The sequence below is a fragment of the Gordonia oleivorans genome, assembly GCF_040044975.1.
GTDB classification, from domain to species: domain Bacteria; phylum Actinomycetota; class Actinomycetes; order Mycobacteriales; family Mycobacteriaceae; genus Gordonia; species Gordonia oleivorans.
This window is the reverse complement of the sequence record NZ_JBDZDI010000003.1, coordinates 330,947-344,184: the sequence shown is the minus strand read 5'-3', so window position 1 is coordinate 344,184 and position 13,238 is coordinate 330,947. Positions and strand designations below refer to the sequence as shown.

12 protein-coding genes are annotated in these 13,238 nt (G+C 66.9%); 6 read left to right on the top strand and 6 right to left on the bottom strand.

Features of this window, described 5'->3' with window-relative positions; translation table 11 throughout:
• On the top strand, positions 1-343 hold a 343-nt coding region (locus ABLE92_RS08105), incomplete at its 5' end, for an HNH endonuclease signature motif containing protein (protein WP_348804249.1).
• Positions 344-689: 346 nt separating this feature from the next.
• Here ABLE92_RS08105 and ABLE92_RS08100 read toward each other — a convergent pair.
• Complete coding sequence (locus tag ABLE92_RS08100; protein WP_348804267.1) at positions 690-2,630, bottom strand: glycoside hydrolase family 15 protein; 1,941 nt, start codon at positions 2,628-2,630, stop codon at positions 690-692.
• Positions 2,631-2,819: 189 nt separating this feature from the next.
• On the opposite strand from ABLE92_RS08100, the gene ABLE92_RS08095 reads away from it, so the two are divergent.
• The 5 genes from ABLE92_RS08095 to ABLE92_RS08075 all read left to right on the top strand — a co-directional run bounded on the left by ABLE92_RS08095 (position 2,820) and on the right by ABLE92_RS08075 (position 7,170).
• A complete protein-coding gene (locus tag ABLE92_RS08095; RefSeq protein ID WP_496560780.1) occupies positions 2,820-3,026 on the top strand; it encodes a hypothetical protein in 207 nt (68 codons plus the stop codon).
• Positions 3,027-3,199: 173 nt separating this feature from the next.
• Complete coding sequence (locus ABLE92_RS08090; RefSeq protein ID WP_348804247.1) at positions 3,200-4,357, top strand: sulfate ABC transporter substrate-binding protein; 1,158 nt, start codon at positions 3,200-3,202, stop codon at positions 4,355-4,357.
• The gene (cysT, locus tag ABLE92_RS08085; protein ID WP_348804246.1) at positions 4,354-5,229 is read left to right on the top strand and encodes a sulfate ABC transporter permease subunit CysT; all 876 of its coding nucleotides are present in this window, start codon (positions 4,354-4,356) and stop codon (positions 5,227-5,229) included. Before ABLE92_RS08090 ends, cysT begins: the two co-directional genes overlap by 4 nt.
• Positions 5,226-6,173 (top strand): sulfate ABC transporter permease subunit CysW, encoded by a 948-nt coding sequence (gene cysW / locus ABLE92_RS08080; protein WP_348804245.1) that lies wholly within the window; start codon positions 5,226-5,228, stop codon positions 6,171-6,173. Before cysT ends, cysW begins: the two co-directional genes overlap by 4 nt.
• A 1-nt stretch (position 6,174) precedes the next feature.
• Positions 6,175-7,170 carry a sulfate/molybdate ABC transporter ATP-binding protein gene (locus ABLE92_RS08075; protein ID WP_348804244.1) on the top strand — a complete coding sequence of 332 codons (996 nt, stop codon included), beginning with the start codon at positions 6,175-6,177 and terminating at the stop codon, positions 7,168-7,170.
• A 120-nt stretch (positions 7,171-7,290) separates the two neighbouring features.
• Here ABLE92_RS08075 and ABLE92_RS08070 read toward each other — a convergent pair whose 3' ends face one another.
• From ABLE92_RS08070 to ABLE92_RS08050, 5 genes are read right to left on the bottom strand one after another with little or no spacing between them, the layout of a single operon-like run.
• Entirely contained in the window at positions 7,291-8,016 is a 726-nt protein-coding gene (locus ABLE92_RS08070) for a sirohydrochlorin chelatase (RefSeq protein ID WP_348804243.1), read from the bottom strand.
• Positions 8,013-9,308, bottom strand: a complete 1,296-nt coding sequence (locus ABLE92_RS08065; RefSeq protein WP_348804242.1) for a sulfate adenylyltransferase subunit 1 — start codon at positions 9,306-9,308, stop codon at positions 8,013-8,015. Before ABLE92_RS08065 ends, ABLE92_RS08070 begins: the two co-directional genes overlap by 4 nt.
• Positions 9,308-10,261: a sulfate adenylyltransferase subunit CysD gene (gene cysD / locus ABLE92_RS08060; protein WP_348804241.1), complete on the bottom strand. Its 954-nt coding sequence runs from the start codon at positions 10,259-10,261 to the stop codon at positions 9,308-9,310. Before cysD ends, ABLE92_RS08065 begins: the two co-directional genes overlap by 1 nt.
• Positions 10,240-10,998 (bottom strand): phosphoadenylyl-sulfate reductase, encoded by a 759-nt coding sequence (locus tag ABLE92_RS08055; RefSeq protein WP_348804240.1) that lies wholly within the window; start codon positions 10,996-10,998, stop codon positions 10,240-10,242. The genes cysD and ABLE92_RS08055 overlap by 22 nt, the downstream gene beginning before the upstream one ends.
• Positions 10,995-12,833, bottom strand: a complete 1,839-nt coding sequence (locus ABLE92_RS08050; RefSeq protein ID WP_348804239.1) for a nitrite/sulfite reductase — start codon at positions 12,831-12,833, stop codon at positions 10,995-10,997. Before ABLE92_RS08050 ends, ABLE92_RS08055 begins: the two co-directional genes overlap by 4 nt.
• Between the last annotated feature and the right edge of the window lie 405 nt (positions 12,834-13,238).

The following is a 13,238-nucleotide window of genomic DNA, read 5'->3' as shown; positions in this document are numbered from 1 at the left end:
CGACCCCACCGGGCACGGCGGACATCTGCTCCCACCCTCGGGTGCGTTGACGTATCGGATACCGGCCTGGTTGCGGGAGAAGATCATCGAGTTGGATGGCACCTGCCGGTACCCGCACTGCGGCCGCCCGGCCAGTGAATGCCAGATCGATCACCTGGTGAAATTCGTGCACCAGGATCCGATCACCGGTGGCTGGACCGTGGAATTCAACCTGATGCCGTTGTGCACCCCGGACCATCAGCGAAAACATATGGGGTTGTTGATCCCCACCATGCTGTCGGATCGGGCTGTCATCTGGCGCGACCCCGTCACCGGGGAGACCATCACCACCTATCCACGGTAGGTCACTGCCGTCGGGTGGTGCTGCGCTGCGATCGGGTTCCAGCACCGTGTTGCGTGGTCTCGAGGCTCGTCGCCTATGGGCTCCTCGCGCCTCGACCGGCGGGAGTCATGTTGCGCTGCAATCGGTTTCCAGCTCCATGTTGGGTGGTCTCGACACGCCACGGGCTCGCAAGCTCGCACGAGGCGGCTCGACCGGCGGGGTAAAGCACCTCGACCGGCGGGAGTTGGGTTGTGCTGCAGTCGGTTCCAGCATTGGGTTGCGTGGTCTCGACCTCGACAAGCTCGGCCCGGCGGTCACGGTCCTCCGTTTCGACGGAGCTCGCCGCAAGGCGAGAGGGCGCACCGACTCAGTGATTGGCCGGCTGGAACTGCCCGTGGCTGGCGGCCTCCTCCGCGCGAATCACGTGCATGACCGCGTTGATCAACGCCAGGTGGGTGAAGGCCTGCGGGAAGTTGCCCAGGTGCTGGCCGGTCTTGGCGTCGATCTCCTCGGCGTACAGCTTCAGTGGGCTCGAATACGACAACAGCCTTTCGCACAAGGTCTTTGCGCGTTCCAGCTCACCGATCTCCACCAGCGCCGACACCAGCCAGAAGGAGCAGATGGTGAAGGTACCCTCCTCGCCGGACAGGCCGTCGTCGGTCTCCTCGACCTTGTAACGCAGGACGAGGCCGTTGTCGGTGAGTTCCTCGGCAATCGCCAGGACGGTGTTGCGGACGCGGTAGTCGTCCGACGGCAGGAACCGGAGAAGAGGAACCAGGAGCAGGGAGGCGTCCAGAGCGTCGTCGCCGTAGCGCTGGGTGAACACGCCGCGGTCGTTGACGCCGAACGCGAGGATGTCCTCGCGGATCTCGTCGGCGATCGCCGCCCACTCCCGGGCGTACTCCTTCTCCTCGTGCAATGCCGCCAGGCGGGCGCCGCGGTCGAGGGCCACCCAACACATCACCTTCGACGAGGTGAAGTGCTGCGGTTCACCGCGGACCTCCCAGATACCGCGATCGGGCTTGCGCCAGTTGCGAACCGCCTCATCGACCTGCGCCTTGAGCACCGGCCACAGCGTCTCCGGCACCGACTCACTGGACTTGGTGTTGAGGTACACCGAGTCGAGCATCGTTCCCCAGATGTCATGCTGCGCCTGGTTGTAGGCACCGTTACCGATTCGCACCGGGCGGGCACCGTCGTAGCCGGTCAGGTGCCCGAGTTCCTCCTCCTCCAGGGTGCGTTCGCCACCCACCCCGTACATCACCTGCAGCGGATGCTGTTCGCCGCTGGTCACGCCGGAGACGTCGGCGATGAAGGAGAAGAAGTCGTCGGCCTCGCGGTCGAGGCCCAGGGTGTAGAGCCCCCACAGTGCGAAGGTCGAATCACGCACCCAGGCGTACCGGTAGTCCCAATTGCGTTCGCCGTGAGGTGTTTCCGGCAGGGACGTGGTGGCCGCGGCCAACAGCGCGCCGGTCGGGGAGTAGGTCAGGCCCTTGAGCGTCAACGCAGAACGCTGCAGGTGCGTACGCCACGGATGGTCCGGGAAGGAACCGATGTTGATCCACTGCCGCCAGCATTCGGAGGTGGCCCACATCTTCTGCGCGGCCTCGGTGAAGTTCTGCGGGGCGGGCTGTTTGGACCAACTCAGGGCGACGAACCGGTCGTCACCCTCGACCAGCCGGGTCCGCGCCCGAGCCTCGCGACCCTCGAGGCCCAGCCGCAGATCGGTGGTCAGCTTCAGTGTCGGACAAGTGGCGTCGGTATTGATGGCCGTGGCGATCGCCTCGCCGTATGCGGGACCGGAGTACTCCCACTTCGTCCGGGCCCGGTGATAGTCGAAGGCCGGTTCGCAACTCATCGCCAACTCGACGGTGCCCGACACGCAGCGCACGGTGCGGAGCAGGATGTGCTCGGCGTCCCAATCGGTCGGTGTGCGGCGATGGGTGGTCGAGCGGCGCTCGTTGTCATGCCAGGGGCCCATCACCAGCGCGTCACGCACGACGATCCACCCGGTGTCGGTCTGCCAGGTGGTCTCCACCATCAGGCTGCCCGGCAGATACCGACGATCGACGGGAACGTTCACGCCGTACGGCGCAAGACGGAAGTGGCCCGCGCTGCGATCGAGGATCGCCCCGAACACACTCGGCGAGTCGGGGCGTGGTGCACACATCCACTCCACCGACCCGTTGCGGGCGATGAGGCAGTTCGTCTCGGTGTCGGAGAGGAACGCGTAGTCGCCGATCGGCGGGAACGAGGTGACGGTATGCGTCGCCGGGGAGAAGGCGGCGGCCTCCGGCTCGACCGGCATGGGCGGTACATCCGGCTCGGCCACCGCCGCATCGGTGATATCCGAGTCGAGGGCGGAGTCGTCTGTGGCCGTCATGGATATATCATTGCGACCGGTCCGCAATGCCGCCACTTGAGTGGCGACGGCCGGATCGGAGAGTTCGAATCAGGCTGAATGAAAGTCCACAGCCGAGCGGGGACTGACGAGGTGATGGGTGTGAACGGGGTACTCGCCTGGTGGGACGGTGTCGAGGAATGGCTGACCGGTCTGGCCTTCGTTCCCCAACTCCTGGTCACCCTGGTGGTCCTGGTTCCCTGCGCCATCGCCGCCGCGATCGTGCTGAATGCGCTGGTCGACGGCGTGATGTCGGTGATTGATCGTCGCCGGTTCGCCGACGACGACCAGAAAGGTTTGTAGGTGGTGTTCCGCTCGCGTGTGACCTGGGCGCTCGTCGCGCTCATCGTTCTCGTTCTCTTGGCCTGGCTCCTCACTCGATAGCACCTTCCGCCGGCGAGGGCCAGAAGGCCGTTCGCGGGTTTCGGCGGCCCCCACGAGGGTTGTTAGCGTAATTCGTCCGCTGGTCACGGCCCATGTCGACCGGCGTCGAAATCACATCTTCGGAGGAGCCTGTAGTGAACGCTGCATCCATCCCGCGACGCAGAACGCCGATACTGGTGTGTCTGCTGGCCCTGGCGATGGTCGCGGTGGCCGGTTGTGGCGGCGGATCGACCGACGAACCCGGTGGCGTCGACATCTCCAGTGGCTCCCGCCACCTGGACCTCGTCGCCTACGCGACGCCCAAGCTCGGATTCGACCACATCATCCCGGCCTTCCGCGCCACCCCCGAAGGCCACGACATCGGGTTCTCGGCCTCCTACGGGGCCTCCGGAGACCAATCCCGCAAGGTGGCCCGCCACGTCCCCGCCGACGTCGTCAACTTCTCCGTCGAACCCGACATCACCCGACTGGTGAAAGCCGGCCTGGTCGACAAGGACTGGAAGACCCAGGCGCCCTACAACAGCACTCCGTTCGGGTCGGTCGTGGCGTTGGTCGTGCGCAAGGGCAATCCCAAGAACATCCACGACTGGAACGATCTGCTGCGCCCCGGCGTACAGGTGGTGACACCCAATCCCGGCAGTTCCGGATCGGCGAAGTGGAACCTGCTGGCACCGTATGCCGCGATGAGCAACGGGGGTCAGAACTCCCAGGCCGGCCTCGACTACGTCGCCGAACTCGTCCGCGATCACGTGCGCGTGGTCCCCAAATCAGGCCGCGAAGCGACCACCGCCTTCGAGCAGGGACAGGGCGATGTGCTGATCAGCTACGAGAACGAGGCGATCATGCTCGACCGGGCGAATGCCACGGCGGCGCCGTCCGCGCAGGTGGAGTACGTCATTCCGCCACAGACGTTCAAGATCGAGAACCCGGTCGCGGTGGTCAATACCTCCGATGACCTGCCCGCCGCGCGCGCCTTCGTCAACTACCTGTTCACCGATGAGGCGCAGTACATCTGGGCGCAGCAGGGCTTCCGGCCGGTGGTGCCGGCGGTCGCCGCGGCCACCGCGAACCTCTTCCCGGGTGACATCGAGAAGCTGTGGACGATCAAGGAGCTCGGCAAGGTCCTCGGCCAGGGCACCGCCGCGGACAACGACGGCGTGGACCTCACCGGGTGGAAGGCCGTCGACAGCGCACTCTTCGGCACCAAGGGCGCCATCACCAAGATCTACGACGCAGGGGGTGTCCAGTGACCTCGGAAACCGTACCGGCCCCGCGACCGGAGGCGGTGGGTTCGCAGCCGCCGGGCGGATTCCTCGGACGTTCGCGGACCTTCGCCGGCGTCAGTCCGATCACCATCGGGGTGGCGTGGCTGTGGCTGAGCCTCATCGTGCTGCTGCCGCTGGCCGCGATCACCGTGCAGTCCTTCGACGACGGGTGGAGTGGATTCTGGGACGCGGTCACCGCTCCCGCAGCACTCGACACCCTCTGGATCACGGTGCTCGTCTCGCTCGTCGCCGCACTGATCAATGTCGTCTTCGGCACCCTGATCGCCTGGGTGCTCGTTCGGGATGACTTCCCCGGCAAGGGATTCGTCAACGCGATCATCGACCTGCCGTTCGCCTTGCCGACCATCGTCGCGAGCCTGGTGTTGCTGAGTCTGTACGGTCCGAACAGTCCGATCGACATCCATCTCAACGCCACCAAGCCGGCATTGATCATCGCGTTGACCTTCGTGACGTTGCCGTTCGTGGTGCGTCAGGTGCAGCCGGTGCTGATCGAACTCGACGTCGACGTCGAAGAGGCCGCGGCGGTGCTCGGCGCGCGCAACTGGACGACCTTCCGCAAGATCATCCTGCCGGCGCTGCTGCCGTCCATCCTGACCGGCGCCGGGTTGGCGTTCACCCGCGCGATCGGTGAGTTCGGTTCGGTCGTCCTCATCGGCGGCAACATCCCCGGCGACACGCAGGTCGCCTCGCAGTACATCCAGCAGCAGATCGAGATCGACAACCCGGTCGGCGCCGCGGCGATCTCGGTGGTGTTGCTGCTCATCGCCTTCGTCACCCTGCTGATCCTGCGTATCGCCGGTCGCTGGCAGTCCAAGCGGGAGGATGCGGACCGATGAAAGTCTCGCCACTGACCCGGTACGGGCTGCGCACGATCGCACTGGTGTACCTGTTCATCCTGCTGATCGTGCCGGTCGGGACGATCTTCTACCGCGCCTTCGAGCACGGCATCGTGCAGTTCTGGGAGTGGATCACCACCCCGGCGGCGATCTCGGCGCTGCAACTGAGCCTGCTCATCGTGGTGATCGTGGTGCCGCTCAACGTCATCTTCGGGGTGCTGATCGCCCTGGCCCTGGCGCGCGGCCGCTTCCCCGGCAAGGGGGTGCTGCAGGCCGTCGTCGACCTGCCGTTCGCGGTGTCCCCGGTCGTCGCCGGTGTCGCGCTGATCCTGCTGTGGGGCTACGGCGGCTGGTTCGGCGGCGTCGAAAGCCTCGGCTTCCGTGTCATCTTCGGTTTCCCCGGACTGGTGCTGGCCACCCTCTTCGTCACCCTGCCGTTCGTGGCACGCGAGGTCGAACCCGTCCTGCGCGAGATCGGCACCGAACAGGAAGAGGCCGCGGCGACGTTGGGCGCCAACGCCTGGCAGGTGTTCTGGCGGGTCACCCTGCCGGCGATCCGCTGGGGCCTGACCTACGGCATCGTGCTGACCGTCGCCCGCTCGCTCGGCGAGTTCGGCGCGGTGACGATGGTGTCGTCGAACTACCCGGGCATCTCGCAGACGTTGACCCTGCTGGTCAACTCCCGCTACACCGACGACTACAACGAATTCGGTGCCTACGCGGCCGCGACCCTGCTGATGATGGTCGCGATCCTGGTGCTGGTGCTGATGTCGCTGATCGAACGACGGGCCAAATCGCGTCTGGCCGATGCCAGTACGTCGGTCACCGGCGAGGTGGACACCGTCGAACCGGAACTGACGGTCCCGCACGGCCCCGAATCGCTCGACGCCGAGCAGGTCGTCCACACCCACTCTCACTCCGCCGCAGGCAAGGAAGGCGTCTGACATGTCCATCTCGGTGATCGGTGCCAACAAACGGTACGGCGATTTCGCCGCCCTCGACGACGTCTCGATCGAGATCGCCGACGGTCAGTTGACCTCGCTGCTCGGTCCGTCCGGGTCGGGGAAGTCGACGTTGCTGCGGGCCATCGCAGGGCTGGACACCCTCGATTCCGGCACGGTCGTCATCAACGGCAACGACGTGTCCGGCAAGGCACCACAGAAGCGCGACATCGGCTTCGTGTTCCAGCACTATGCGGCGTTCAAACACCTCACGGTGCGCGACAACATCGCGTTCGGCCTCAAGATCCGCAAGCGACCGAAGGCCGAGGTCGACGCCAAGGTGGACGAACTGCTCGAGGTGGTCGGTCTGACGGTGTTCCAGAAGCGCTTTCCCTCACAGCTTTCCGGCGGCCAACGGCAGCGGATGGCGTTGGCACGCGCGCTCGCCGTCGACCCGAAGGTGCTGCTCCTCGACGAACCCTTCGGTGCCCTCGATGCCAAGGTTCGTGACGACCTGCGCCGGTGGCTGCGCCGACTGCACGACGAGGTCCACGTGACCACCGTGCTGGTCACCCACGATCAGCAGGAAGCGCTCGACGTCAGTGACCGGATCGCGGTGCTGAACAAGGGCCGCATCGAGCAGGTCGGCACGCCCGACGATCTCTACGATCGGCCGACCAACGAATTCGTCGCGTCCTTCCTCGGATCGACGGTGCGCCTCAACGGAGAACTGGTGCGGCCCCACGACATCCGCATCGGACGCAAACCCGAACTGGCGCTGCCCGCCGCGGACCCGAGCCTGGACACCGGAGTCATCAAGGCGACGGTGAACCGGGTGGTGAACCTCGGATTCGAGACCCGCGTCGAGTTGACGTCGGCGGCCACCGGTGAGGAATTCGCGGCCCAGATCACCCGCGGTGACCAGAACGCGTTGAACCTCAACGCCGGTGAGACCGTGTACGCGCGGGCCACCAAGGTGGCGGCACTCTCGGAGATCTGAGCGTCGAGGGCGCTGTCAACGTTGGGGAGAGCGCTGTCAGTGTGGGGGAGAGCGCTGTCAGTGTGGGGGAGAGCGCTGTCAGTGCTGAGGAGGGCGCTGTCAACGTGAGCGAGGGTGCCGTCAGTGGACGGAGATACCCGCCCACGCGTGCCGACGGTAGGCGGTCGCCACCGCATCGACGAGTGCCGGGTGGGCACCGATCGGACCGGCCACCAGGCAATCCGGGGTGAGACGGTCCAGGGCGGTCTCGACGCGTTCGGTCAACAGGCCGGCCGACAGGAAATAGGGACTCACCGCGATCCGCGCGGCGCCGGCCGTGCCCAGGCGTCGAATGGCGTTGCGCAGGTGACGGTCTCCGCTGCCGAGTCGGGTGGCGAAGACGACGTCGACGGGGCGGTGCAGCCGGGTGGATAGTTCGACGGCGCGGCGTCGGACGAGTAACTCGGCCGCCGGATTGGTGGAGCCGACCGCGGTCAGGATGATCCCGTCGTCGGGTCGCAGACCCGCTTCGTGCAAGCGGTCCCCGAGTGCGTCGGTCAGCGAGGCGCGACCCACGACGTCGGTGATCGTCACCGAAGCGGCGGCGTCGGCCTCGGCGACGATGCCGGGCAGGTCGACCTCACTGTGGTAACCGGGTGCGAGCAGCAACGGCACGACGACCACCTCGCGGTCGTCGCCGAGTCCGGTGAGGCACCCGGCAACCGTCGGGCTGTCGAGATCCAGGAACGACAACACCACCTCGACGTGCGGGAGCTGCTGGGCCACAGCCGCTCTCACGCGCCGAGCGGTGTCGCCGAATCGCGGATCCCGACTCCCGTGGGCGACCAGCAGAAGGGTCGGACTCACACCAGCTCTTTGAGGTGCAACGAGGCCAGCGCGTCGCCGACGAGCCCCGCCGCGAGGGTGTTACCGCCCTGCGGATCGATCAGCAGGAAGCTGCCCGACTCGCGGTTGACCTGATAGTCGTCGGCCGGGATCGGCTCGGCGGTCTGGATCGAGATACGTCCGATCTGGTTGAGCTCCACCGTATCCGGTGCCTCGGACACCGACAGGTTCTGCTCGTCGAAGAGCGCGTCGAGGGCGCCGACGATGGCCTGCGTGGTGCGGGTGCCGTGCTTGAGCAGCACCCGTGCACCCGGCCGCAGCGGCTTGTCCGCCAGCCAGCACACCGTCGCGGTGAACTGCTGGGTGGGTTCGGGAGCATCGGCGACCGCAGCGATGAGATCACCGCGGGAGATGTCGACGTCGTCGGCGAGCAACAGCGTGACGCTGCGACCGGTGTGCGCGGTCGCCAGTTGGCCGTCGGCGGTGTCGATCTGGGTGACGGTGGTGCGCACACCCGACGGCAGCACGACGACCTCGTCGCCCACCGACACCCGGCCCGCGGCGATCTGACCCGCGTAGCCGCGGTAATCCGGGAATTCCGCTGTGCGGGGCCGGATCACGTACTGCACTGGGAAGCGCAGTCCGACCTGCTTGCGGTCGGTGACGTTCGGCACGGTCTCCAGGTGCTCGATGAGCGTCGGGCCGTCGTAGTACGGGGTCTTGTCCGAGCGGGTGGCGACGTTGTCGCCGTGCAGCGCCGAGACCGGGATGGCCTGCACCTGCTCGGGCGACCAGCCCAGCGTGTGGGTCAGTTCGGCGAACTCCGCGGAGATCTCCGCGAACACCGTGGCGGGGTTGTCGACCAGGTCGATCTTGTTGACCGCCAACACAAGCTGCGGCACGCCGAGCAGCGCCATCACCGCGGCGTGGCGGCGGGTCTGGGAGACGACACCGTTGCGGGCGTCGACGAGCAACATCACCAATTGCGCGGTCGACGCGCCGGATACCGTGTTGCGGGTGTACTGCACATGGCCGGGGGTGTCGGCGAGCACGAATGACCGTGCGGGCGTGGCGAAGTAGCGGTAGGCCACGTCGATGGTGATGCCCTGCTCACGCTCGGCACGCAGACCGTCGACGAGCAGCGACAGATCCGGGCCCTGCAGGCCGCGGTCCACCGAGGCGCGGGTGACCGCGTCGATCTGGTCGGCGAGAACGGATTTGGTGTCGTAGAGCAGCCGGCCCACCAGGGTGGACTTACCGTCGTCGACGCTGCCCGCGGTGGCGATGCGGAGGAGGTCGGGGGAGTGGGTCATCAGAAGTATCCTTCGCGCTTGCGGTCTTCCATGGCGGCCTCGGAGACGCGGTCGTCGCCGCGGGTGGCGCCGCGTTCGGTCAGCCGGGACGCGGCGACCTCGGCGAGCACGGCCTCGTTGGTGGTGGCATCGGAGAGCACCGCGCCGGTCGACGAGCCGTCGCCGACGGTGCGGTAACGCACCGAAAGTCGTTGCACCTCTTCGTCGTCACGTGGTCCGCCCCACACCCCGGCGGTCATCCACATGCCGTCACGCTGGTAGACCTCGCGCTCGTGGGCGTAGTAGATCGACGGCAACAACACCTGCTCGCGGGCGATGTAGCGCCACACGTCGAGTTCGGTGAAGTTGCTCAGCGGGAACACGCGGACGTGCTCGCCGGGCGCATGCCTGCCGTTGTAGAGGTTCCACAACTCGGGGCGCTGACGCTTCGGATCCCACTGGCCGAAGGCGTTGCGCAGCGAGAAGATCCGCTCCTTGGCGCGGGAGCGTTCCTCGTCGCGGCGACCGCCGCCGAACACCGCGTCGAAGCGGTTCTCGGTGATCGCGTCGAGCAGCGGGATGGTCTGCAGCGGGTTGCGGACACCGTCGGGACGCTCGGTGAGCCGGCCGTCGGCGAGGTAGTCCTCCACCTTGGCGACGTGCAGACGCAAACCGTGGCGTTCGACGACCTGATCGCGGAACTCGAGTACCTCGGGCAGGTTGTGCCCGGTGTCGACGTGCAACAGCGAGAACGGCAGCGGCGCAGGCCAGAACGCCTTGAGCGCGAGGTGCAGCAGGACGGTGGAGTCCTTGCCGCCGGAGAACAGGATCACCGGACGCTCGAACTCGCCGGCGACCTCGCGGAAGATGTGGATGGCCTCGGACTCGAGGGCGTCGAGGGTGCTGAAGTCGTCGGCCTCGAGAGATTCGATGCCGGTGGTCTCGGTGATGGTCATGATGCGTGCAGCCCACATTCTGTCTTGGCGCGGCCGGCCCAGCGGCCGCTGCGGGGATCGGATCCGGGTTCGGGTTTGGCGGTGCAGGGGGCGCAGCCGATCGACGGATAGCCTTCGTCGACCAGCGGATTGACCAGCACCCCGTTGGCGTCGATGTAGTCCTGCATCTCGTCGTCGGACCACGGTGCGATCGGGTTGATCTTCACCAGACCGAAACCCTCGTCGAACGAGATGAGCGGCGCGTTGGCGCGGGTGGGCGCCTCGACGCGGCGGATGCCGGTCACCCATGCGTCGTAGCCGGACAGACCGGCCTTCAGCGGAACCACCTTGCGCAGTCGGCAGCATTCGCCCGGATCGCGGGCGAACAGGTTGCGGCCCAACAGTTCATCCTGTTCGGCGACACTGTGCTCGGGGGTGAGGTTGACCATCTCGACGCCGTAGACCTGCTCGACGGCGTCGCGGGTGCCGATGGTCTCGGCGAAGTGATAGCCGGTGTCGAGGAACAGGACCTTCACCGGGTCACCGTCGATCAGGTCGCGGTCGACGTGCTTGACCGCGAGGTCGACCAGTGCGGCGTCCTGCATGTTGGAGGCGACGACGAAGTTGGTGCCGAAAGTGCGTGCGGTCCAGGCGAACAGCTCTTCCGGGGTGGCGTCGGGTCCGAGTTCGGCGGCACCGTGTTCGGCGAGTGACCGCAGTTCGTCCTCACTGAACCGGCGCCCGTTGGTGGTGCGGGTGGTGGTTCCGGTGGTCATCGCAGTGCCTCCTCGTCGGCGCGAACCGCCCACTGCGCGAACCGCTCTCCGGGCTCACGCTGTGCGACGAAGTTGCGCGTCACGCGGTCGATGTAGTCGCCGATCTCGGTGGAGGCGACCTTGTGCTGACGCAGCTTGCGGCCGAATCCGGCGTCCTGGCCCAGGCTTCCGCCGAGGTGGACCTGGAAGCCTTCGGCCTGTCCGCCCTCGCCGTCCTCGATCAGTTGACCCTTGAATCCGATGTCGGCGATCTGCGACCGCGCGCACGAGTTGGGGCAACCGTTGATGTTGACGGTGATCGGCACGTCGAGGTCGGCGTTGATGTCGGCCAGCCGCTCCTCGAGTTCGGGGACGAGGACCTGTGAACGCTTACGGGTCTCGGTGAAGGACAGTTTGCAGAACTCGATCCCGCTGCACGCCATCAGGTTTCGACGCCAGTTCGACGCCCGCGCCTGCAGGCCCAGCTTCGCGAGGTCACCGATGAGTTCCTCGACCTTGTCGTCGGGGACGTCAAGGACGACCAGCTTCTGGTACGGGGTGAACCGGATGCGGTCCGAACCTGCCCGCTCCGCGGCGTCGGCCACCGCGGTTAGCTTGGTGCCGGTCACACGGCCGGCGATGGCGGCGAATCCGACCGAGTTGAGGCCGTTCTTCAGTTTCTGCACACCGACGTGGTCGCGGGGCTGGGTCAACGGTTCCGGTGCCGGGCCGTCGATCAGCTTGCGTCCCAGGTACTCGTCCTCGAGGACCTGACGGAACTTCTCGATGCCCCAGTCCTTGATCAGGAACTTCAGGCGCGCCTTGGTGCGCAGGCGACGGTAGCCGTAGTCGCGGAAGATCGAGACCACGGCCTCCCACACGTCGGGGACCTCGTCGAGCGGAATCCAGGCGCCGACCCGTTGGGCCAGCATCGGATTCGTCGACAGCCCACCGCCGACCCACAGGTCCAGACCGGGGCCGTGCTCGGGGTGGTTCACGCCGATGAAGGCGATGTCATTGGTCTCGTGCGACACGTCCTGCAGGCCCGAGATGGCGGTCTTGAACTTGCGGGGCAGGTTCGAGTACTGCGGGTCACCGATGTAGCGGCGGACGATCTCGTCGATCGCCGGCGTCGGGTCGAGGACCTCGTCGACGGCCTCGCCGGCCAGCGGGGACCCCAGGATGATGCGGGGGCAGTCACCGCAGGCCTCGGTGGTCTTGAGTCCGACGCCCTCGATCCGCTCCCAGATGGTGGGTACGTCCTCGATCCGGATCCAGTGATACTGCACGTTCTCGCGGTCGGAGAGATCGGCGGTGTCGCGGGCGAATTCGGTGGAGATCTGACCGAGGGTGCGCAGCTGCTCCACGTTGAGGGCACCCGCGTCGCAGCGGATGCGCATCATGAAGTGGCTGTCCTCGAGAATGTCGATGTTCTCGTCGCCGGTCCAGGTGCCGTCGTAGCCCTCGGCGCGCTGGGTGTAGAGACCCCACCAGCGCATCCGGCCACGCAGATCCTGCTTGTCGATCGAGTCGAAGCCCTGCTTGGAGTAGATGTTCTCGATACGCGCGCGGACGTTGAGCGGGTTGTCGTCCTTCTTGACCTGCTCGTTGGGATTGAGCGGTTCGCGGTAGCCGAGCTTCCACTGGCCCTCCGCGCGACGCTTGGCCGGGCGGGCCTTCTTGCGTGCCGGGCGTTCGCCTGCTGCGGGGGAGTCGCCGGTCGCCGGGGTGCCCGTCGTCGGTGCGGCGTCGGCGCGGGCCGCTCGCGTACGGGCGGGCGTGTCGCGTCGCGGCTTGGGCGACGAGGGCTGCGAGCCGGAATCCCCGGTCGCGGTGATGTCTGTGGTGGACGTCATGAATTCTCCTGGGCCGGCACACGCATGCACCGGCTATCGCACGGTCTTGGGCTGTGACGTGGCGGCATCCCGCGTACAGAATGCGGGGACTCTCCGGGGCCGGACGTCGTCTAAGGACGACAGGTAGCGCTGCAGACGCGCTTGAGATCGACGTGGCGCCGAGCGGCGAGCCACACCCCGGGGAAATTCACGCGGTCCATAGTGCCACGTCCATCCGCCTTGCGTCTACTTGGGAATACTTTTCACCACGATGAGGCAAACTCGCCCCGCGGCGACATCGCCACCGGTGCTCCGACCGGACCGGCACGGGTTGCCATCACAGCGATATGAGGGGCAAGGCGGCCCGCGCCGCCGGTATTCCCCGGGTCGCGATTGGGTCGCCGACGGTGCGGGCGCGCATCATGG

Excerpts from the sequence above, each read along its gene's own strand:
- ABLE92_RS08100 (WP_348804267.1), bottom strand. The coding sequence starts at position 2,630 with ATGCCGGTCGAGCCGGAGGCCGCCGCCTTCTCCCCGGCGACGCATACC.
- ABLE92_RS08095 (WP_496560780.1), top strand. The coding sequence starts at position 2,820 with ATGGGTGTGAACGGGGTACTCGCCTGGTGGGACGGTGTCGAGGAATGG.
- ABLE92_RS08090 (WP_348804247.1), top strand. The coding sequence starts at position 3,200 with ATGTCGACCGGCGTCGAAATCACATCTTCGGAGGAGCCTGTAGTGAAC.
- cysW (WP_348804245.1), top strand. The coding sequence starts at position 5,226 with ATGAAAGTCTCGCCACTGACCCGGTACGGGCTGCGCACGATCGCACTG.
- ABLE92_RS08075 (WP_348804244.1), top strand. The coding sequence starts at position 6,175 with ATGTCCATCTCGGTGATCGGTGCCAACAAACGGTACGGCGATTTCGCC.
- ABLE92_RS08065 (WP_348804242.1), bottom strand. The coding sequence starts at position 9,308 with ATGACCCACTCCCCCGACCTCCTCCGCATCGCCACCGCGGGCAGCGTC.
- cysD (WP_348804241.1), bottom strand. The coding sequence starts at position 10,261 with ATGTGGGCTGCACGCATCATGACCATCACCGAGACCACCGGCATCGAA.
- ABLE92_RS08055 (WP_348804240.1), bottom strand. The coding sequence starts at position 10,998 with ATGACCACCGGAACCACCACCCGCACCACCAACGGGCGCCGGTTCAGT.
- ABLE92_RS08050 (WP_348804239.1), bottom strand. The coding sequence starts at position 12,833 with ATGACGTCCACCACAGACATCACCGCGACCGGGGATTCCGGCTCGCAG.